This is a genomic window from Nocardia sp. NPDC127606, from assembly GCF_042671725.1.
Classification (GTDB): domain Bacteria; phylum Actinomycetota; class Actinomycetes; order Mycobacteriales; family Mycobacteriaceae; genus Nocardia.
Map to the genome: position 1 here is coordinate 1,887,500 of NZ_JBHXWQ010000001.1, position 19,025 is coordinate 1,906,524.

At 69.2% G+C, this 19,025-nt stretch carries 19 protein-coding genes; 11 read left to right on the plus strand and 8 right to left on the minus strand.

Translation table 11 applies throughout. From position 1 onward, the window contains the following. Positions 1–94 precede the first annotated feature (94 nt). The gene (locus ACFVJ5_RS08835) at positions 95–448 is read left to right on the plus strand and encodes a hypothetical protein (RefSeq protein ID WP_379219281.1); all 354 of its coding nucleotides are present in this window, start codon (positions 95–97) and stop codon (positions 446–448) included. Here the strand turns inward: ACFVJ5_RS08835 and ACFVJ5_RS08840 are convergent. Next, complete coding sequence (locus tag ACFVJ5_RS08840) at positions 445–1,014, minus strand: TetR/AcrR family transcriptional regulator (protein ID WP_379219282.1); 570 nt, start codon at positions 1,012–1,014, stop codon at positions 445–447. The two genes, ACFVJ5_RS08835 and ACFVJ5_RS08840, sit on opposite strands and share 4 nt — an antisense overlap. Before the next feature lie 235 nt (positions 1,015–1,249). On the opposite strand from ACFVJ5_RS08840, the gene ACFVJ5_RS08845 reads away from it, so the two are divergent. Both ACFVJ5_RS08845 and ACFVJ5_RS08850 read left to right on the plus strand, forming a co-directional pair. Next, positions 1,250–2,680 (plus strand): SDR family NAD(P)-dependent oxidoreductase, encoded by a 1,431-nt coding sequence (locus ACFVJ5_RS08845; protein WP_379219283.1) that lies wholly within the window; start codon positions 1,250–1,252, stop codon positions 2,678–2,680. Between the two features lie 69 nt (positions 2,681–2,749). After that, the gene (locus ACFVJ5_RS08850; protein ID WP_379219284.1) at positions 2,750–3,124 is read left to right on the plus strand and encodes a DUF2784 domain-containing protein; all 375 of its coding nucleotides are present in this window, start codon (positions 2,750–2,752) and stop codon (positions 3,122–3,124) included. Here the strand turns inward: ACFVJ5_RS08850 and ACFVJ5_RS08855 are convergent. Then, positions 3,105–3,857 carry a thioesterase II family protein gene (locus tag ACFVJ5_RS08855; protein ID WP_379219285.1) on the minus strand — a complete coding sequence of 251 codons (753 nt, stop codon included), beginning with the start codon at positions 3,855–3,857 and terminating at the stop codon, positions 3,105–3,107. The genes ACFVJ5_RS08850 and ACFVJ5_RS08855 overlap by 20 nt on opposite strands. A gap of 42 nt (positions 3,858–3,899) precedes the next feature. Between ACFVJ5_RS08855 and ACFVJ5_RS08860 the strand changes: the two genes are divergently transcribed. Next, complete coding sequence (locus ACFVJ5_RS08860) at positions 3,900–5,276, plus strand: CoA transferase (protein WP_379219286.1); 1,377 nt, start codon at positions 3,900–3,902, stop codon at positions 5,274–5,276. Positions 5,277–5,286: 10 nt separating this feature from the next. Here the strand turns inward: ACFVJ5_RS08860 and ACFVJ5_RS08865 are convergent, their stop codons facing one another. Then, complete coding sequence (locus ACFVJ5_RS08865; RefSeq protein WP_379219287.1) at positions 5,287–5,856, minus strand: TetR family transcriptional regulator; 570 nt, start codon at positions 5,854–5,856, stop codon at positions 5,287–5,289. A gap of 106 nt (positions 5,857–5,962) precedes the next feature. Between ACFVJ5_RS08865 and ACFVJ5_RS08870 the strand changes: the two genes are divergently transcribed. From ACFVJ5_RS08870 to ACFVJ5_RS08880, 3 genes are read left to right on the plus strand one after another with little or no spacing between them, the layout of a single operon-like run. Continuing rightward, positions 5,963–7,177, plus strand: coding sequence for an FAD-dependent monooxygenase (locus ACFVJ5_RS08870; RefSeq protein ID WP_379219288.1), 1,215 nt, complete (start codon positions 5,963–5,965; stop codon positions 7,175–7,177). 54 nt (positions 7,178–7,231) lie between these two features. Beyond that, entirely contained in the window at positions 7,232–8,272 is a 1,041-nt protein-coding gene (locus ACFVJ5_RS08875; protein WP_379219289.1) for a nucleoside hydrolase, read from the plus strand. Further along, entirely contained in the window at positions 8,269–9,150 is an 882-nt protein-coding gene (locus ACFVJ5_RS08880) for an amidohydrolase family protein (protein WP_379219290.1), read from the plus strand. Before ACFVJ5_RS08875 ends, ACFVJ5_RS08880 begins: the two co-directional genes overlap by 4 nt. On the opposite strand, the gene ACFVJ5_RS08885 is transcribed toward ACFVJ5_RS08880, so the two are convergent. From ACFVJ5_RS08885 to ACFVJ5_RS08900, 4 genes are all read right to left on the minus strand, one after another. After that, positions 9,151–10,200 carry an alpha/beta hydrolase gene (locus tag ACFVJ5_RS08885; protein WP_379219291.1) on the minus strand — a complete coding sequence of 350 codons (1,050 nt, stop codon included), beginning with the start codon at positions 10,198–10,200 and terminating at the stop codon, positions 9,151–9,153. 107 nt (positions 10,201–10,307) lie between these two features. After that, positions 10,308–10,937, minus strand: coding sequence for an NAD(P)-dependent oxidoreductase (locus ACFVJ5_RS08890; protein ID WP_379219292.1), 630 nt, complete (start codon positions 10,935–10,937; stop codon positions 10,308–10,310). Positions 10,938–11,033: 96 nt separating this feature from the next. Beyond that, positions 11,034–11,666 carry a response regulator gene (locus tag ACFVJ5_RS08895; RefSeq protein ID WP_379219293.1) on the minus strand — a complete coding sequence of 211 codons (633 nt, stop codon included), beginning with the start codon at positions 11,664–11,666 and terminating at the stop codon, positions 11,034–11,036. Next, positions 11,663–12,817: a sensor histidine kinase gene (locus ACFVJ5_RS08900; protein WP_379219294.1), complete on the minus strand. Its 1,155-nt coding sequence runs from the start codon at positions 12,815–12,817 to the stop codon at positions 11,663–11,665. The genes ACFVJ5_RS08895 and ACFVJ5_RS08900 overlap by 4 nt, the downstream gene beginning before the upstream one ends. Positions 12,818–13,049: 232 nt before the next feature. Here ACFVJ5_RS08900 and ACFVJ5_RS08905 point away from each other — a divergent pair, with 232 nt between their 5' ends. Further along, positions 13,050–14,546: a multicopper oxidase family protein gene (locus ACFVJ5_RS08905; RefSeq protein WP_379219295.1), complete on the plus strand. Its 1,497-nt coding sequence runs from the start codon at positions 13,050–13,052 to the stop codon at positions 14,544–14,546. A gap of 13 nt (positions 14,547–14,559) precedes the next feature. Then, positions 14,560–15,912 (plus strand): TIGR01777 family oxidoreductase, encoded by a 1,353-nt coding sequence (locus ACFVJ5_RS08910; protein ID WP_379219296.1) that lies wholly within the window; start codon positions 14,560–14,562, stop codon positions 15,910–15,912. 192 nt (positions 15,913–16,104) lie between these two features. Here the strand turns inward: ACFVJ5_RS08910 and ACFVJ5_RS08915 are convergent, their stop codons facing one another. Continuing rightward, positions 16,105–16,941, minus strand: a complete 837-nt coding sequence (locus ACFVJ5_RS08915) for a MerR family transcriptional regulator (RefSeq protein ID WP_379219297.1) — start codon at positions 16,939–16,941, stop codon at positions 16,105–16,107. A 172-nt stretch (positions 16,942–17,113) separates the two neighbouring features. Between ACFVJ5_RS08915 and ACFVJ5_RS08920 the strand changes: the two genes are divergently transcribed. Both ACFVJ5_RS08920 and ACFVJ5_RS08925 read left to right on the plus strand, forming a co-directional pair. Further along, on the plus strand, positions 17,114–17,707 hold the full coding sequence (locus tag ACFVJ5_RS08920) for a lipocalin family protein (protein WP_379219298.1): 594 nt from the start codon (positions 17,114–17,116) through the stop codon (positions 17,705–17,707). Further along, on the plus strand, positions 17,704–19,014 hold the full coding sequence (locus ACFVJ5_RS08925) for a cryptochrome/photolyase family protein (protein WP_379219299.1): 1,311 nt from the start codon (positions 17,704–17,706) through the stop codon (positions 19,012–19,014). Before ACFVJ5_RS08920 ends, ACFVJ5_RS08925 begins: the two co-directional genes overlap by 4 nt. Positions 19,015–19,025: the final 11 nt, after the last annotated feature.

The following is a 19,025-nucleotide window of genomic DNA, read 5'->3' on the forward strand; positions in this document are numbered from 1 at the left end:
ACCGGCTAACACCCTTACCCCGGCAGACGGAACAGGTTCATGCTGGTCATCAAGTACACCGTTGCGCGCACCCCGGAGCTCGCGAGGAGGACTCATGTCCGACAGCACGCCGTCGGCAGACCGCGCCTGGCATGCCCAGGCCGGTGATCTGCTGGCCGATGACTACAACGTCCCCGGCATCATCATGTGCGCGATCGGGGTGGTCGGGCTCGCGTGCACCCTCGTCGCGGCAGGCACCGAGCACACCGGATGGGCCGTGCTGGCCGGGATCATGACGCTGCTCTTCCTCGGCGGCGGCGTCGGTGCGCTGATGTTCGAGCATCACCGGGAAAAGAAGATCGAGCAGATGCTCGGTCGCACCGGGCACGCACCCGGCCATGCCGGACCCCAGCGCTACAGTGCCGCCGCGCTCGCGATGCGACGCTCGGGTCGCGCGCTCGATTCCTAGCGCTCGCCCGATTCCACAGGCGGTACCGGCTCGGTGACCAGCACGCTGGGAATCGTCACGGTGATCATCGTGAGCAAGGTGTCGGCCAGCAGTTGATGCACCTGCGCCCGGGTGAGTGTGCCTCGGGTGATCCATTCGCGCCCGGCGACTTTCACCAGGCCCGCGTAGGCGAGTACCAGTGCGCGCAACGGTGCACTGTCTGCCAGATCCGCGCGCCCGATCATCACCAGCATGCGTTCGGCGGCGGCATCGTCGGCCTGGTCGAGGATCTGCTGCACCTCGGGGTCGTCGCCGACGCCCTCGTGACTGGTCACCTTCACCCAGGTGGTGCCGTGCTCGGCGATGGTGTCGAGCAGCCAGCCCACGATCGCGTCGACCCGCTCGCCCGGGGAGCCGTCGGGAATGGACACCTTGTCCTGACGCGGCAGGGTCACCATGCGACGCACCACCGCCAGATACAGGTCACGCTTGTTGCCGAAGTAGTGGTTGATCAGGCCACGGGCCACCCCCGCGCGCTGGGCCAGTTCCGCGGTCGACACCGCCGCGTAGGGCCGCTCACCGAACATGTCGATGGCACACGCCAGGATCTGCGCTCGTCGCTCGTCGGGTTCGAGCCTGCGCCTGCGCGGCGCGTCTGCGGTGTCGGTGTCCAGCGGGGAAATCGCGGTTCTCCGTCGAGTTCGATAGCCGTCGCGCGGTTGCGGCGACGGCCCATCACGATACCCAGCGGGTCGCTCGCGCGGCCAATGCGACAATAGATGTCGTCCACCGCTCCCGCACGAAGGAATGTCGCACTCCCCGATGACCGAGAACACGATCGATCCGGATGAGCTGGCGACCTGTCTGCGGGTACTGGAACGCGCCGGTCAGCTGGAGAAGGAACACCCCGACTCCATCGCCGTGCAGCGCGCCGTCGGGCACATGTTCAAGAAGCTCAAGCACCGCCGTCGCATCGAGGCCAGGGAGCAGATCTCCTCGAACGACCGCGCCGTCATCGCCGCGACCGCGACGGGGTCCCCGCAGCGCATCGACGACGAGACCGCGGGCATCCCGATCAGCTCGTCCACCTCGGGCGCCAGCGCGGGCACCCTGCTCAAGGCGCGTCCCTGCTACATCTGCAAGCAGAAGTACACCCAGGTCGACGCGTTCTACCACCAGCTGTGCCCCGAGTGCGCGGCCGCGAGCCACACCAAGCGCGACGCCCGCACCGACCTGTCCGGCAAACGCGCCCTGCTCACCGGCGGTCGCGCCAAGATCGGCATGTACATCGCGTTGCGCCTGCTGCGCGACGGTGCGCACACCACCATCACCACCCGATTCCCCAACGACGCGATCCGCCGCTTCGCCGCCATGGAGGACAGCGCGGACTGGCTGCACCGGCTGCGCATCGTCGGCATCGACCTGCGTGATCCCGCGCAGGTCGTCGCCCTGGCCGACGACGTCGCCGCCCAGGGCCCCCTCGACATCCTGATCAACAACGCGGCCCAGACCGTGCGCCGATCGGCCGGCGCCTACAGCGCCCTGGTCGACGCCGAGACCGCGCCGCTGCCCGCGGGCGTCCTGCCGGAGATGGTCACTTTCGGCAAGACCATGCAGGCCCACCCGACCGCGCTCACCGCCTCGCTCACGCCGTCGCTGTCGGCCACCGACGTCGCCGAACTCGCGCTGGTCGCGGGCTCGGCCACCCCGGAGCGGATCGCGGCGGGCGTGGCCATCGACGCCGGTGGTCTCGTCCCCGACCTCGCGCACACCAACAGCTGGGTGCAGACCGTCGGCGAGGTGGAGGCCACCGAACTGCTCGAAGTACAGCTGTGCAACTCGGTCGCGCCGTTCATCCTGGTGTCGCGGTTGCGGCCCGCCCTGGCCGCCGCGGCGGGCAGGCGCAAGTACGTGGTCAACGTCTCCGCGATGGAAGGCCAGTTCGGCCGCGGCTACAAGGGCCCGGGCCACCCGCACACGAACATGGCCAAGGCCGCGCTCAACATGCTCACCCGCACCAGCGCGCTCGAGATGTTCGAGGCCGACTCGATCCTGATGACCGCGGTCGACACCGGCTGGATCACCGACGAACGCCCGCACTTCACCAAGGTCCGCCTCGCCGAGGAGGGCTTCCACGCCCCGCTCGATCTCGTCGACGGCGCCGCCCGCGTCTACGACCCGATCGTGCAGGGCGAGGACGGCGTCGACCTGTACGGCTGCTTCCTCAAGGATTACCGGCCTTCACCCTGGTGATCCAAGCGATGCCGAACCGGAATGATGATCATGATGCCGCCCGGGGAGCACGGTACATATCCTGAGTAGGTGCCGTTCCGGGTGCTGGCCGACGTTCTCGCCGTCACCCACGTCGCGTTCATCGCGTACGTGGTCGCCGGCGGATTCCTGGCGTGGCGATGGCCACGCACGATCGGCCTGCACGTGCTGGCCGTGGCATGGGGCTTCGGCACCATCCTGATCGGCTTCGACTGCCCGCTCACCTACGCCGAGAACTGGGCGCGCAGGCAGGCCGGGGTGGGCGAGTTGCCCGCCGCCGGATTCATCGACCACTACCTCACCGGGGTGATCTACCCCGACAGCGCGCTCGGCTTGGTGCGCGCGCTCGCGGCGCTGGCGGTGCTCGTATCGTGGCTCGGCTACGCGCGCCTGTACCAGCGCCGGCTCAGTTCACGTGTCGTGTGATCTCCTGCGCCACCGCAGCGTGCTGTTCGTCGAGGTAGAAGTGCCCGCCACCGAACGTGCGCAGACTGAACGGCCCGTCGGTGACCGCATGCCACTGTTCGGCCTGCGCCACGGTGGTCGTCGGATCCTCGGTACTCACGAGCGCGACGACCGGGCAGCTCAACAGTGGTCCCGGCCGACGCCGATAGGTTTCGACCGCCTGGTAGTCGGCGCGCACGGCGGGCAGCACGAGATCGGCGAGGCCCGGTTCGGTGCGTAGCAGTCGCACCGGTGCCGGGTCGTTCGCCAGCCGCTCCAGATCGTCGATGAGCGCGGCGTCCGATCCTCGATGTAGCTGTCCGGTGTCGACGAATTCCGGTGCGGGACGGCCGGAGACGATGAGGGCGCGGGGCGGCTGTCCCGCGACGGCGAGTCGCAGTGCGGTCTCGTAGGCCACGGTCGCGCCCATGCTGTGCCCGAACAGCGCACGGGCCGGGCCCGGCTGACGCGCGATGTCCGCGGCGATCCGGTCGGCGAGCAGATGCAGGTCGGTGATCGTCGGATCGCCGAGCCGGTCCTGCCTGCCCGGATACTGCACCGCCGTCACTTCGACGCCGGCGCCGACGTGTCGGGCCAACTCCCGATAGAAGGTCGCCGATCCCCCGCCTGGCGGAAAACACGTCACCCGCCCGCGGGCCGCCGCGTCCGATCGCAGGATCCGAACCCACTCCGTCGCAGCTGTATTCACGCCCACATCACGCTCCTCACCATCTTCACCGCAACTAGGCTGGTCGATGTGACCACCGCGCAGCAGCTCGTCCACGCCTACGAGACGGGACTGGGACTCCCGCCGTCGAGCGATGCCGACGTGCCGGACCCCGGTGCGCGGTTGGCGGCCACCCTACCGGTGTGGGCGCTCGCGGCGGGTTCGGTCGCGGCGGTGAGCGCCGCCGCCAACCGGGTCAGAGTCGCACACGGCCTGCCCGCGCGCCCTGTTCGCCTCGATGCCGACCGGGTGACCGCGGCGTTCAGCAGCGAACGGCTGTTCCGGCGAGGCGGCAGCGCGCCCGCGTTCTTCGCCGAGCTGTCGGGCTTCTTCCCCACCGCCGACGGATGGGTGCGCACCCACGCGAACTACCCCCATCACCGAGAACGCCTGCTGCGCGCGCTCGACCTCCCGGCAGCGGGTGACGCCGCCCAGCTCACCGCCCGATTTTCCGCGATGAAGGGCACCGAGATCGAAGACGCCGCCGCGGCCGTGGGCGCCATCGCGGCACGAGTCCGCACCGAGGGCGAATGGGCGGACAGCCCGATGGGCCGCGCGGCCGCTTTCGGAGCATTGGTCGCCGTCGACGCACGCGACGCACGCGCGTCCACCCCACCGTGGCCAGGTGGCGGCGAGCGCGTCGCGACCGTCGAGCGACCGCTGACCGGCCTTCGCGTACTCGATCTCACTCGCGTCCTCGCGGGCCCGGTGGCCACTCGAACGCTGGCCCTGCTCGGCGCCGACGTGCTGCGCATAGACCCACCGCACCTGCCCGAGATCGACTGGCAGTTCTCCGACACCTGCCAGGGCAAGCGCTCGACATTGCTCGACCTACGCACCGACCTCGCGACCTTCGAGGTTCTCCTAGACGAGGCCGATGTACTGGTCACCGGCTACCGTCCGGGCGCCCTCGCCGCGGCCGGTGTCCGCGCTGCCGGACGTCCCGGCTTGATCGAGGCGTCGGTCTCCGCCTGGGGTACCAGCGGACCGTGGGGCGAGCGACGAGGTTTCGACAGCATCGTCCAAGCGGTGTCCGGCATTTCGTTGCTCGAGGGAACACCGGATCGGCCCGGCGCACTGCCCGCCCAGGCACTCGACCACGGGTCCGGCTACCTGCTGGCCGCCGCCGTGATGGACGCCCTGCTGGCTCGCGCCGACGACGGGTTCGGCCGCAACATCCGAGTTTCCTTGGCCCGCACCGCATCCTGGCTGCTGGCCGCGCACGACCGCTGCCCCGACCATCCCACGCCGACACCGCCGGATCCGGCGTCGACCGTCACCCACAGCGAACTGGTCACGGCCGCACCGGCATTCGCCGACTACGACGACTACCGCTGGCCCGCACCACCCTACGGATCAGCGCAGCCGTTCTGGGTCGAAGCGCCCGATCACTACCACCGACCGTGACCAGCCCGGGTCACTTCCCCGCGAGCGCCCGGATCGCCACAGCGAGCTGATCACCATCGACAGCGACCTCCCCCGGGTCGAGCAGCCACAGCATCCCGAGTCCCTGGGCGATCACGAAATACATCCGCCCGATCGCCGCGGCCTGTGCCGCGTCGAGCTCGGGGTGGGCCGCCTGCACATGGGCGCCGAGGTCGGCGAACGCCCCGGACAGCTGGTCGCCCAGCTGCGCTCGCGCGTCGTCGGAGCGCACGATCCGCACGATGTTCTCCAGGCTGGCCAACATCGCCTCGTGATTGCCCGCGAACACCTCGGGCATGCCGTTCCACAGCAGCGCCAGCCCCTCCAGGGGTGACTTGCCGGTGCCCGCGGCGATCAGCTCGTCCATCGCGTCGCCCATCCCGGTGCCGAGCGCCTCGCTCAATGCCTCGGTGACGAGGCGATCCTTCGAGCCGAAGTGGTAGCCGATCGCGGCCAGGCTCACCCCCGCCGCGGCGGCGATATCGCGCGCGGTCGCCTTCGCGACGCCGCGCTCGAGAATCACTTTGCGCGCCCCCGCCAGTAGATCTTCTCTGTTTCCCATGCTCAGCAGCCTACCCGATCGTCTCAGACATTTGTTCTAGACATACGTGCAAATCTCTGTTAGACATATGTCTAAGACATTCGTACATCAGACGGGAAACACCATCATGAGCATCACCAGCACCCTCCACGTTCTCGTCTCCGGCGGCGGCATCGCCGGCAACGCGGTCGCACTCCAGTTGCTGCGCAGCGGCATTCGCACCACCGTCGTCGAGCGCGCCGCGGTCCCCCGCCCCGGCGGCCAGGCCGTCGACCTGCGTGGCCCGAGCAAGGAAGCCGCGGAGCGGATGGGCCTGATGGAGGGCATCGCCGAGTACCAGCTCGACGAGCGCGGCATGTCCTACATCGACGGCGAGGGCAAGATCTACGCCAGGATGGCGATGGAGGACTTCGACGGGCAGGGCGCCGTCGCCGAAATCGAGATCACCCGAGGCGATCTCAACCAGGTGCTCCTCGACGCGCTGGCCACCGCCGACAACGGTCAGCTGGACTACCGCTACGGCGAGTGGATCGACCAGGTCGTCCAGGACGACACCGGCGTGGACGTCACGTTCGCCTCCGGCACCACCGAGCGGTTCGACCTGGTGATCGGCGCCGACGGCATCCACTCGGCGACGCGGCGACTGGTCTTCGGACCCGAGGAGGAGTTCAGCACCAACCTCGGCGGCTACGGCGCCTTCTTCACCATGCCCAAGCCTGCCGACGTGGAGCCCGGCTGGTTCAGCATGCGGCTGGTGCCCGGCGCCATGCTCGGCATCCGTCCCGACGCGGACCCGGCTACCGCCAAGGCGATCATCACCATGCGCACCGAGACGGACCCGGCGCTGCGGCGCGACGTCGACGCCCAGCGCGCTCTGATCAGGAAGACGATCGGCGACGCGGGCTGGCACGCTCCCGCCGTCCTCGCGGCGATGGAGTCCACACCCGACTTCTACTTCGACGAAGTCGCCCGCGTCGACGTTCCCGAGTTGTCCGTCGGCCGCGTGACACTGATCGGCGACGCCGGCTACTGCGGCTCACCGCTGACCGGCATGGGCACCGCGATGGCCATCGTGGGCGCCTACATCCTGGCCGCCGAGATCGCGGCCACCCCGGACGATCTGGCCGGCGCGCAGCAGCGCTACCAGGACAAGATCTCGCCGTTCCTCGACAAGGCCAAGGAGATCCCCGGTGGCGGTATGGCGATGATGATCCCCAAGTCCCCGCTGTTGACGCGGCTCGCCAAGACGAACGTGCGGCTGATGATGTCGCGCCCGATGCGTCCGCTCACCAAGAAGATCTTCTTCGGCCACACCGAGGAGTTCACCCTCCCGACCTACTGACCCACCCACGGACTGGCCGCGGACCTCGAAAGGTCCGCGGCTACTCTCGATGACGTGCCGCAGAAGATCATCCTCGATGTCGATACCGGGATCGACGACTCCCTGGCCATCCTGTATCTGCTGGCCTGCGACGAGGCCGAGATCATCGGCATCGCGGCCACCGCGGGCAACGTGGACGGGCCACAGGTCGCGGCGAACACCCTGGCGATGCTCGACCTGGGCCGGGCGCCCGAGATCGAGGTGGCGCTCGGTGCGGCCGAGCCGCTCGCCATCCCCTTGCGCACCACCGAGGACACCCACGGTCCGCAGGGTCTCGGCTACGCCGAACTGCCCGTGTCGCCGCGTGCGCTGTCGTCCCGATCGGCGGCCCAGCTCTGGGTGGACCTGGTCCGTGCCGCTCCGGGCGAGGTGATCGGCCTGTGTACCGGTCCGCTGACCAATCTCGCACTGGCCCTGCGCATCGAACCCGAATTGCCGCGTCTGCTGAACCGTCTCGTCATCATGGGCGGCGCGTTCAACCACCCCGGCAATACGACGCCGACCAACGAGTGGAACATCCACGTCGACCCCGAAGCGGCCAAGGAGGTGTTCGACGCCTTCTCGGCGACGCCATCGGACCGCAGGCCGCTGGTGTGCGCACTGGATATCACCGAGTCCATCGAGATGCTGCCCGAACACCTCGCCCTGCTCGCACAGGCGGCACACAGCGCGCCGATCGAGCATGTCGGTGCGGGTGATCCCCCCGAATTCCGTTCGGCGGCGAGCAATCCGATCATTCGCTATCTCACCGACGCGGTGCGGTTCTATTTCGACTTCCATCACCAGTACGACCTGGGCTATCTGGCACACATGCACGACCCGTTCGCGGCCGCGGTCGCGCTCGACCCGACCTCGGTGACCACCCGCCCGGCCACCGTCGACGTGGAGCTGGCCGGCACCATCACCCGGGCCACCACGGTCGCCGACTGGTCGGGCATGTGGGGCCGAGAACCCAACGCCGACATCGTGATCGGCACCGACCCCGCCGTTTTCTTCGAACGCCTCGTCACCCGCGTCGGCGCCCTGGCCCGCCGCCTCTACCCGGAGCAGTCATGACTGTAGACACTGTCGCCTACCTCGCCGACTTCCGCGCGCGCTACCAGCTGCCCGCGATCATCGACGTCCACACCCACTTCATGCCCGACCAGGTGATGCGCAAGGTCTGGGCCTACTTCGACACCGCGGGGCCGCTGACGGGCCGACCGTGGCCGATCACCTATCGCGATGACGAACAGGTGCGCCTGAAGACCCTGCGCGACTTCGGCATCCGGGCGTTCACCTCGCTGGTGTATCCGCACAAGCCGGAGATGGGTGCCTGGCTCAACGACTGGACCGCCGAGTTCGCCGCCCGCACCCCCGATTGTCTGCACACCGCCACCTTCTACCCCGAGCCGGATGCGCCACGCTACGTCCGCGAGGCCATCGAGGGTGGTGCGCGAGTGTTCAAGGTGCACATCCAGGTCGGCGCGTTCTCGCCCTTGGATCCGCTGCTCGACCCGGTGTGGGCGATTCTCGCCGAGACCGGCACACCCGTGCTCATCCACTGTGGATCAGGCCCCGCCCCCGGCGAATTCACCGGACCCGCGCCCATCGCCGAACTCCTGCGGCGCTTCCCGACCCTGCGCTTGATCATCGCGCACATGGGAACTCCGGAGTACAGCGAGTTCCTCGATCTGGCCGAGCAGTACCCGCAGCTCTACCTCGACACCACCATGGTGTGGACCGACTTCAGCGAAGGCGGTGCACCCTTTCCGCCCGCTGAGCGAGATCGCCTGCGCCGCTTCGCCGATCGCATTCTGTTCGGCAGCGACTTTCCCAATATCCCCTATCCCTACGCCGAAGCCGTCGCCGCACTGGAACGCCTCGACCTCGGTCCGGAGTGGCTGCGCAAGGTCTGCCACGACAACGCGGCAAAGTTGTTCGAGCTCGACTGATCAGGCGGGGATCTCCATCCCCTCGGCCAGCAACGGCCAGGAGTTCTTGAAGGCCTTCTGCCAGTAGCCCCACGAGTGGGTGCCCTGGGTCGACAGGTCGAAGGTCGCGGGGATGTCGAGTTCCTCCAGGCGATTCTGCAGGTTCTTGGTGCACCAGCGGGTCGTGGCCTCGATGACGCCGCCGACGACGATCTGGTTGGCCAAGCCGACCGGACCCCAGGTGACCAGGTGCGAATCGCCGAGCTTGTCGAACTCGCCGGGCAGCCCGTTGCCGTTCGACACGTAGAGCTTCGTCCCGCGCAGCCCCTCGGCGTTGACGACGGGATCGTTGGCCGCCCAGGCCGGATCACCGGGCGGTCCGTACATGTTCGACGCGTCGCCGCCGCCGGTCCCGACCACGACATTGACGAACTGCCTGCCCACCGGATCGCTGATCTGGGCACAGCCGCTGTAGGCGGCGACCGAGCGGAACAGTCCCGGCTTGGCGATCGCGAGCTGGAGCACGGAGGTGGCCGTCATCGAGTTCGCCGCGATCGCGTTCTTGCCGGTCGTGGTGAACATGGTGTCGACGAGCACGGGCAGTTCGTCGAGGAAGAAGGTCCGCCACTTGTTCACGCCCAGCATCGGATCCGGCTCGCGCCAGTCGGTGTAGTAGCTCCACGCGCCACCGATCGGCATGACGACGTTGACGTCCTTGCCCGCCAGGAAGTCGACGACATCGGTGTTCTGTTCCCAGGTGGCGGTGTCCTCGCCGCCGCCCGCGCCGTTCACCAGATACAGCGACGGCCGCGGTACCGACGAGTCGGCGGGGCGCTGTACCTTGACCGAGACCTCGCGACCCATGGCGGCCGAGTGGATCCGAACCGTCACCTGCCGACCGTCGATCGAGGTCACCTCGGCCCGCGAACCGTCGACCGTGACGGTCTGATTCACCACCGCGGCAACCGGTTGCGGCTCTTGCGCGTGCGCCCCACCGACACCCACCATCGAGCCCACTGCGACGAGCACCGCCGAAACCGCGCTGCGGCACCTCACCGATCCGACCTCCATGCGAAAACCGACCGCTCAGTGCGGCTCGTCACAGTATCGGGCTGGATCACACCATCGTTACCGGTTTCTTACCGATTTGTCACCGAACACAACGTCGATTCGGCGAATCATCGTGCCGCGACGGTGAATCGGGCTCGCCGATGAGCGGGCCGCTCCGCCTCGTCGAGCAATGCCACCGCGAAGTCCTCCATGGAGATCGTCGAGATACCGTCCGCGTCGACCAGCAGTTCGTCGGCGCCGACCCGGTAGCCACCGGTTCGCTCCCCCGGAATCAGATCAGCGGGCGGGCTCAGATAGGTCCAGTCGGCCGTCGCGTCCGCTCGGCACGCGGCAAGCTGATCGGCGCATGCCTGCGCGATCGCGGCGAGTTCGGTGGGGAACTCCGGGGTTCGGCTCAGTGGCGCCCCGGCGCCGGGCACCATCAGCGTGGCCGCACCACCGACGACCAGCAGCCGGACACCGCCGCGTGCGACGCCGTCGAGCATCGCCGCCGCGACGGCCGGCAGCTCGGACTCACGTCCCACCGCGGGCCTGGTCGCCGAGATCACGAGATCGTGCCCGGCGCTGATCTTTTCGACGTCGTCGGCTCGGCTCGCGTCACCGATCCGCACCCGCACACCGTCGGGAACCGGCATCTCGCGCCGCGACACCGCGGTCACCTCGTGCCCGCGCGCCACCGCCTCGGCGACGACCCGGCTCCCGACGGCCCCACCAGCTCCGAACACCGCGATCCGCATGACCAATCCTCCTGCACGACAATCCGACTGCCTGACAGAAGGAAATATATCTTAATGTTGACTTAGTTAACGATGACTTATCTCACTCTCGAGATATCAGCGGCCGATGACCTCGGCCGCGTAGACGGCGAGGCGAACACGGTTGTCGGTGCCGGTCTTGCCGAGCAGGTTGGCGATGTGGGTCTTGACGGTGCTGACGCCCAGGTGGAGCCGGTCAGCGATGTCCTGGTTGCCGTATCCCTGGGCGACGAGACGAAGGACGTCGAGCTCCCGTGGCGTCAGATCGGGCGCCGGCGCCGGCGCCGGCGGTGCCGCGAGCGCCCGGTCCACCAGGCGGCGCAGCAGCGCGGGCGAGAACATCAGATCGCCCTCCACCGTGCGCCGGATCGCATCGAGCAGCACGGCGGGCTCGGTGTCCTTGACGAAATAGCCCGCGGCCCCGGCCGACAGCGCGGGAAACAGGTGTTCGTCGTCGTCGAAAGTGGTCAGCACCAGCACTTTCGCGCGTGGTGATGCGGCCAGGATCTGCCGGGTCGCCTCGACACCGTCCAGGCCGGGCATCCGCAGGTCCATCACGACCAGGTCGGGGGCGAGCTCGGCGTACAGCCGCACCGCCTCGACACCGTCGGCCGCCTCCCCGACGACGGCGAGGTCGGTGGTGTCCTCGATGAGCATCCGCAGGCCCGCGCGCACGAGGCGCTGATCGTCGACCAACAAGACCGTGATCACGACAGACCCACTCCCCTCGCGGTGTCCGGCAGCCGAGCGCGCACTGTCCACGTCGCGTCGCCGTCCGCGCCGACGGCGAGGGTGCCCCCGGCGAGTTCGGCGCGCTCGCGCATCCCGACGATTCCGTGTCCCGGCGGTGCCGTCGCCCCGTCGCGACTGCCGTTGACAACCTCGATCGTGATCCCGCCTTCGCACCGCAGAATTGCGAACCGCACCGGCACATCCCGATCCGCGTGCTTCATCACGTTGGTCAGCGATTCCTGCACCAAACGCAACAGCGTGAGCCTGCTGATCGCGTCGAGCCCGCCGAGGTCGGCATCGACCTCGGTCACGACAGTGAACCCGGCAGCACGAGCCCGAGTGAGCGCGGCCTCGACCTCGGTCGTGACCGCGTCGGAGTCGACCAGGGCGACGGTACCCAGGGCCGGATCGCGCAGGGCGGCGAGCAACCGGCGAATGTCGGCGAGTGCGTCGGCCGCGGTGTCGCGCACATCGTCGAGCACCGCGACCACGCGCGGATCGGCTTCGCGCACAACATGTCCCGCCACCGAAGTCCGCAGGACGATCGAAGCCATGTGGTGAGCGACCACATCATGGAGTTCCCGCGCCAGCGCGGCGCGCTCGTCGAGGCGGGTACGCGCTTGCGCCTCCTCGGCGCGCAGGCGCAGATTCCGCGCCAGGTCACGCTGCCCCCGCAGGTACAGCCCGAGCAGCAACGGAAGTCCCACATACGCCGCGGCCTCGACGAGGGTCGACGCCCGACCGATCGAGTTGTCGTGGAGACCGACCCGCCCGAGCGTCACGGCCGCAGCCCAGCCCACGGTCGCCACCACGACGATCGACCACCGGTGCGTGCGCGCCACCACATCGACCAGGGCCACCGCGCCGAGGTACGGCGCCAGCCCGGACACGCCCCAGGCGTCGGTGCGCAGCATCGGCACGGCCAGCGCCGACAGCGCGAGCGACACCGCGAGCGGCCACCGGGCCCCGGCCAGGAACACCGCGGCCGCGGTCATCGCCAGCAGCCAGTAGTGCGGCGGCACGCGGTACTGGCCCGGGTAGGTGCTGGCCAGCAGCAACACCGGGATCAGCACCAGCGGCAGCCACCGCAGCAGCCCTCGCCAGTCGCGGTGGGCGCGGATCTCGATCACGCCCCCACGGTAAGCGACCGAGTGGTTCGGACCGCGCGAGTAGGCGGTCGGCGCGCCTGTGCGGGACCGGGTGGGATCCGCAAGGGTGCTCGATCGGCTCGAAATACCAGGTGACCCGCGTGTGCGCAAGGGCCGCGCGGGTGGAATCCGGCGGTCCGGGTCGGGCCGTTTGGCGGAGTCCCCGCCGCCGCGGCCGAACGAAGCTGGAGGTTCCCGCACAGAAGGAGCACACGTGGTCTCGCGACGAGGATTTCTCACCGGGCTCGCCCTGGCACCGGTGGCGTACGCGGCCGGGTGTTCGATCCGACCCTCGGCACCTGGTTCGGCAACCGACTCGACCCGACCGTTGCCGATCCCACCACTGGCCGCGTCCGCCGTCGGCGCGGACGGCGTCCGCCGATTCACGCTGCGGGCGCAGGCGGGCGCGACCGAGATGATCCGGGGCAAGCAGACCCCGACGTGGGGCTACAGCGGTTCCGTCCTCGGCCCCACTGTGCGGGCTCGACGCGGCGAGAAGGTCGCCTTCACCATCACCAACGACCTTCCCGAGCCCACGTCGGTGCACTGGCACGGCATGCACCTGCCCGCGAAGTTCGACGGTGGCCCCCATCAGATGATCGCGCCGGGTGCCGTGTGGGCGCCGCAGTGGACCGTGCAGCAGCAGGCCGCGACGCTCTGGTACCACCCACATCCGCACGGCGCGACCGAAAAGCATGTCCACCGTGGCCTTTCCGGCTTCTTCCTGATCGACGACGACGCGTCGGACGTCCTGAATCTGCCGAAAGACTATGGCGTCGACGATATTCCGCTGGTGATCCAGGATCGCCGGTTCACCGCCGACGGCGCCCTCGACGAATCCGACGCCACCGATGTCGGCCTGCTCGGCGACACGATCGTCACCAACGGCATCGCGAACGCCCACCTGTCCGTCACCACCGCCCGGGTCCGGTTGCGGATCCTCAACGGCTCGTCGGGCCGCCTCTACCAGCTCGCTTTCGGCGGCGGCAGAGCATTCCAGCTCATCGCCACCGACGGTGGTCTGCTCTCGGAACCCGTCGCGCTGAGCCGGATTCAGCTCAGCCCTGGCGAGCGTGTGGAGCTGGTGGTTACCCTCGGTCCGGGCGAGAACGTCACGTTACGGTCGCTGCCGATCACCGGGCGCGCGGGTATCGAACGCGCGGGCGAGTTCGGTTTCGACGACACCTTCGACATCCTGACACTGCGTGCCGCCGCAACCCTGCGGCCTTCCGCCGTGTTGCCGACGACGCTGATCCCGATGCCCGCCCTCGCCGCCGCGACCACCCCACGGACCCGTTCGTTCGACCTCCAGTGGTTCATGATCAACAACCGCCGCATGGACATGAACCGCATCGACATGACCGTCCCCGTCGACACCACCGAAGTATGGACGGTTCGCAACAAGGACAACTGGCCCCACAACTTCCACGTCCACGACGTCCAGTTCCAGATCATCGCCGTCGACGGAGCACCCCCGCCCCCAGCGCTTTCCGGCTGGAAGGACACCGTTTACACCACCCCGGGCATCACCTACACCCTGGCCATGCATTTCGCCGACCACACCGATCCCACCTATCCGTACATGTACCACTGCCACCTGCTCCACCACGAAGACCAGGGCATGATGGGCCAATTCCTGGTGCTGGCGCCCGGGCAGCAACCCGCACCTGCGCAAATGGACATGGGAGCGATGGGTCACGGCGGATCGTGACTACAGTCGAGTCATGGGCATCGAGTGTTCTGACATCGTTGCAACACCCCGGGCCGACGTTTTCGCCTGGTTCGCCCGTCGCGGTGCGTTCACGCGATTGGCGCCACCGTGGCAGCCGGTCACCCTGATCGCCGAAGCCGATTCGCTGGCCACCGGGCGCGCGGTGCTCGGCCTGCCCGGTGGGCTGCGCTGGATCGCCCAGCACGATCCCGAGCAGTATCGGCCGCCCGAGCGGTTCGCCGACGCCGTCGCGGCGGGCGGACCCGCCTCGTTGCCGGTCTCGCGGCTGTTGCCGTGGCAGCACGTCCACGAGTTCGCCGAGGTCGACGACACGCACACCCGCGTGATCGATCGGGTGCGAACGCCGATTCCGGAGTCGGTGTTGCGGCCGATGTTCGAGTACCGCTATCGCCAGCTCGCCGACGATCTGGCGAGCCACCGCCGTGCGGCGGAGTCGGGCCTACCGCCGACGACGATCGCGATGACCGGCGCGTCGGGGCTGGTCGGCTCCGCACTGAGCGCCTTCCTCAGCACCGGCGGGCACCGCGTGGTGCGGTTGGTCCGCCATCCCGCACATCATTCCGATGAACGACAGTGGGACCCCGCCGCACCCGCCGCCGACCTGCTCGCCGACATCGATGCCGTGGTGCACCTGGCCGGGGCGTCCATCGCGGGCCGATTCACCGCCGCGCACCGGCGTGCGGTGGCCGACAGCCGCATCGAGCCGACCCGACGGCTCGCCGAGCTGGCCGCGGCCTCGGGCGTCGACACCTTCGTCAGCGCTTCCGCCATCGGCTATTACGGCTATGACCGTGGCGAGCAGGCGCTGACCGAGAAGTCCGAGCGTGGTGACGGATTCCTGGCCGATGTGGTCGAACAGTGGGAGGACGCGTGCGAGCCCGCCGCGGTGGGCGGAGTCCGCGTCGTGCGGGTGCGCACCGGCATCGTGCAGTCGCCGCGTGGGGGCACCCTGCGGTTGCTGCGGCCGTTGTTCAGCGCCGGTCTCGGCGGGCGGATCGGGGACGGCAGGCAATGGTTGTCGTGGATCGGTATCGACGATCTCGTCGATGTCTACCACCGCGCCCTCTGGGACGACACGCTGTCGGGCCCGGTCAATGCCGTTGCGCCACAGCCGGTTCGCAACAGCGAGTACACCCGCGTGCTGGCGCGAGTGCTGCATCGCCCCGCTGTGCTGCCGGTCCCGAGCTTCGGTCCGGCGGTACTACTGGGCAAGCAGGGCGCGCGCGAACTCGCCGAGGCCAGTCAGCGGGTGACGCCGACCCAGCTGGCGAAGGCCGGGCACGTCTTCCGGAGCGAGGATTTGGAGCAGACGCTGCGGCATCTGCTGGGGCGGACCGCGAGCTGACACGTTCCGGCGCCGGTCGTCGCGAGCGAACGATGCATGTCGGCGGGTTCGCCGGCTCTGGAGTCGGCTGCTCCAACCACGCATCGCCTATGCATCGTTCAATAGTGGTCGGGTGGATATCGCCGGCGTGTGCAGCGAGGAAAGCGGCCGCTCGGCGACACCGCGCCGGAAACACGATGTGCCCGAACGCATTCAGCGCAGCGCGTCGACCGCGGCGGCCAGGCCGCCGATCCGCTCGACCGCGTCGGGCAGCAGCACGGCCTCCCAGCCCGGCCCGCCGACGAGCACCCGGGCACCGGCCCCCGCGCAGGCCAGCACCGCCGAGGTCAACGCGGTCGACTCACGTTGCGACCACAGCAGCACCGAAGCCTCGTTCGAATGCCGGGCGAGCGCATCGGACAACGCGACGGTCGGCACGTCAGCGCCCAGCATGCGCGCACCTATTCCCGCCTGGGCCAAGGCGGCACGCAGCACGTCGAGCGGGAGCGAATGCGTTTCGCCGCTCGTACACGCGAGCAGCACGGGCGCACTGCTCCGCGCCGGTTTCACCTGCTGCATGACCGCCGCGATCGACCACGACAGCAGGTGCTCGACGTCGATGCATCCCTCACCGCCACCCTGGCGCGCGACGATATCGGTGAAAGCGGGGCGACACAGGGTCTCCCAGGTCGCGACGACGCCATGAGCCCGCACATGGGCGTCCAGATGGGCACAGACGGTAGTGGTGTCCAGCGCGAACGCCGCGTCGAGCAGGCCGGCGCGGTCACCGAGGACCGGCGCGGGCCCGCGGGCCGCCGCCGCGGCCCCGGCGGCACTCGCGCCCCCGCCGATCAGCTCGAGCATGTGCTCGAGCACGGCGATATCGGTATCTGTGTAGAGCCGATGGCGGCCCGGCCGGTCCTGGGCGGGACCGATCCCGTAGCGGCGATTCCAGCTCCGCAGAGTCGCGGTCGGGATGCCGAGACGGTCGGCCACCGCGCGAACCGTGAATCCGGCCGCGGCGGAGACAGGAGCAGAACCGGCGGGCATCGCCTCATTCTGCCCGGAACGCCTCGGCAGGCGCGTCACGGCCCGGCCTCCGCGCGTCGGCGCCAGGTCCTGCCCGTCGAGCCGACAACCCGCTGAACCGTCCGCATCATGCATCAATAGTGCATCATTTACTGTTAGCATGGAAGAACACCGACTACGCGAGGAGTTTCCTGTGCGCACCCGATTCGGCCCGTGGACCACCGCCTTGCTGATCGCCGTAGGCCTCTGCGTGGCGGGTTCGGGCACCGCGGCCGCCGCGCCACCCGCACCGGTGCCGAGTCTCGACCTCGACCGCTATCTCGGCGATTGGCATCAGCTCGCGGCAGTACCGCAGGTGTTCAACCTCAATTGCGCACGCGACACCTCCGCGAATTACAGACTCGACGCGCGCGGCGACATCGCCGTCCACAATCGCTGCCACACCTGGAGCGGCGGCGTCGACGAGATCCGCGGCACCGCGACCGTCAACGACCCGGTCACGAACGCGCAGCTGCACGTGAGCTTTCCGGGTGTCATCGGCCAGGACGGGCGCGAGGGACCGACCAACTACCTGGTGACCGCGCTCGGCCCCGACTACTCGTGGGCCCTGGTCACCTCGCCGAGCAGGCTGTCGGGTTTCGTCCTCTCCCGCACCCCGGCTCTGGACGAGAGCACCTGGCAGCAGATCGACGAGGCGATCAGAATCGCGGGCCAGGACCCGTGCGTCTATCTCACCTCGCCCACGACCGGTGGCCGCGAGGGTGTGCTGCCCCTCTGCGCACGATGAGCGTCGCGATCGCCCTGTTCACCCGTGACCTGCGCGTTCACGACAATCCGGTGCTCACCGCGGCCGTTCGCGAGGCCGACCGGGTGGTACCGCTGTTCGTCGTCGACGAGGTGCTGGTGCCCGATCGCTGCCCGCCCAATCGCGCGCACTTCCTCGCCGCCGCACTCGCCGAACTCGACAAAGAACTCCGCGCGCTCGGCGGCACGCTCGTCGTGCGCCGCGGCGCGGTGGCCGATGTCCTCGACGGGGTGATCGAGGAGACCGGCGCCACGAGCGTGCACCTGGCCGAGGATGTCAGCCGCTACAGCAGGCAGCGCGAGCAGGCGTTGCGCCGCAACCCCGACACCGTCGTGCACTGCCATTCCGGTTCCGTCACAGCCACTTCCGCCGAGCTCGTCCCGTCGACCGGACGCGATCACTTCGCCGTCTTCACCCCCTATTTCCGGCGCTGGAGCGCGGCCCACCGCCGCACCCCGCTGCCTGCGCCCCGGTCGCTGTCGGTGCCATCGATCCGGAGTGAGACGCTGCCGCAGCCGGCGGATCTCAGTTCCGGGCGGCCGTCGCCACAGTTGCGGGTCGGCGGGGAATCCACCGGGCGTGCGCTGCTGCACGACTGGCTCGACGGCCCGATCGCCGCCTATGCCCGCGACAACGACGATCTCGCCGCCGACGCCACCTCCCGGCTCTCGCCGTACCTGCACTTCGGGTGCGTGTCCCCCACCGAGGTGGTACGCCGGGTCGATACGGCCGACGACGGCGGGCTCGCCTTCGTCCGGCAGCTGGCCTGGCGCGATTTCCACCACCAGGTACTCGCCGCCCGCCCCGATGCCGCCTGGTCGGACTACCGCACGCGGGTGGCCGCAGGCCCCGACGACGAACAGGCCGTCGCGGCCTGGCGAGACGGGCGCACCGGCTACCCGATCGTCGACGCGGGCATGCGACAACTCCGTGCCGAAGGCTGGATGCCGGGACGAGCACGATTGATCGCGGCCAGCTTTCTCGCCAAGTCGCTGCGCCAGGACTGGCGGGTCGGCGCGGCGCACTTCCTGCGCTGGCTCGTCGACGCCGACCTCGCCAACAATCAGCTCAACTGGCAGTGGGTCGCGGGCACCGGCACCGACACCCGGCCCAATCGGGTACTCAATCCGCTGCGCCAGGCCGAGCGCTACGACCCCGACGGCGTCTATGTGCGGCGCTGGCTTCCCGAACTGGCGCACCTGACCGGCGCGAGCATTCACCGACCGTGGCGCACGGCCATCGATCCGGAGGACTATCCCGCACCGATCATCGACTGTGTGGGCAGCTAGACCGATGAATT

Excerpts from the sequence above, each read along its gene's own strand:
- ACFVJ5_RS08835 (WP_379219281.1), top strand. The coding sequence starts at position 95 with ATGTCCGACAGCACGCCGTCGGCAGACCGCGCCTGGCATGCCCAGGCC.
- ACFVJ5_RS08840 (WP_379219282.1), bottom strand. The coding sequence starts at position 1,014 with ATGTTCGGTGAGCGGCCCTACGCGGCGGTGTCGACCGCGGAACTGGCC.
- ACFVJ5_RS08845 (WP_379219283.1), top strand. The coding sequence starts at position 1,250 with ATGACCGAGAACACGATCGATCCGGATGAGCTGGCGACCTGTCTGCGG.
- ACFVJ5_RS08865 (WP_379219287.1), bottom strand. The coding sequence starts at position 5,856 with ATGGGAAACAGAGAAGATCTACTGGCGGGGGCGCGCAAAGTGATTCTC.
- ACFVJ5_RS08870 (WP_379219288.1), top strand. The coding sequence starts at position 5,963 with ATGAGCATCACCAGCACCCTCCACGTTCTCGTCTCCGGCGGCGGCATC.
- ACFVJ5_RS08880 (WP_379219290.1), top strand. The coding sequence starts at position 8,269 with ATGACTGTAGACACTGTCGCCTACCTCGCCGACTTCCGCGCGCGCTAC.
- ACFVJ5_RS08885 (WP_379219291.1), bottom strand. The coding sequence starts at position 10,200 with ATGGAGGTCGGATCGGTGAGGTGCCGCAGCGCGGTTTCGGCGGTGCTC.
- ACFVJ5_RS08890 (WP_379219292.1), bottom strand. The coding sequence starts at position 10,937 with ATGCGGATCGCGGTGTTCGGAGCTGGTGGGGCCGTCGGGAGCCGGGTC.
- ACFVJ5_RS08910 (WP_379219296.1), top strand. The coding sequence starts at position 14,560 with ATGGGCATCGAGTGTTCTGACATCGTTGCAACACCCCGGGCCGACGTT.
- ACFVJ5_RS08915 (WP_379219297.1), bottom strand. The coding sequence starts at position 16,941 with ATGCCCGCCGGTTCTGCTCCTGTCTCCGCCGCGGCCGGATTCACGGTT.
- ACFVJ5_RS08925 (WP_379219299.1), top strand. The coding sequence starts at position 17,704 with ATGAGCGTCGCGATCGCCCTGTTCACCCGTGACCTGCGCGTTCACGAC.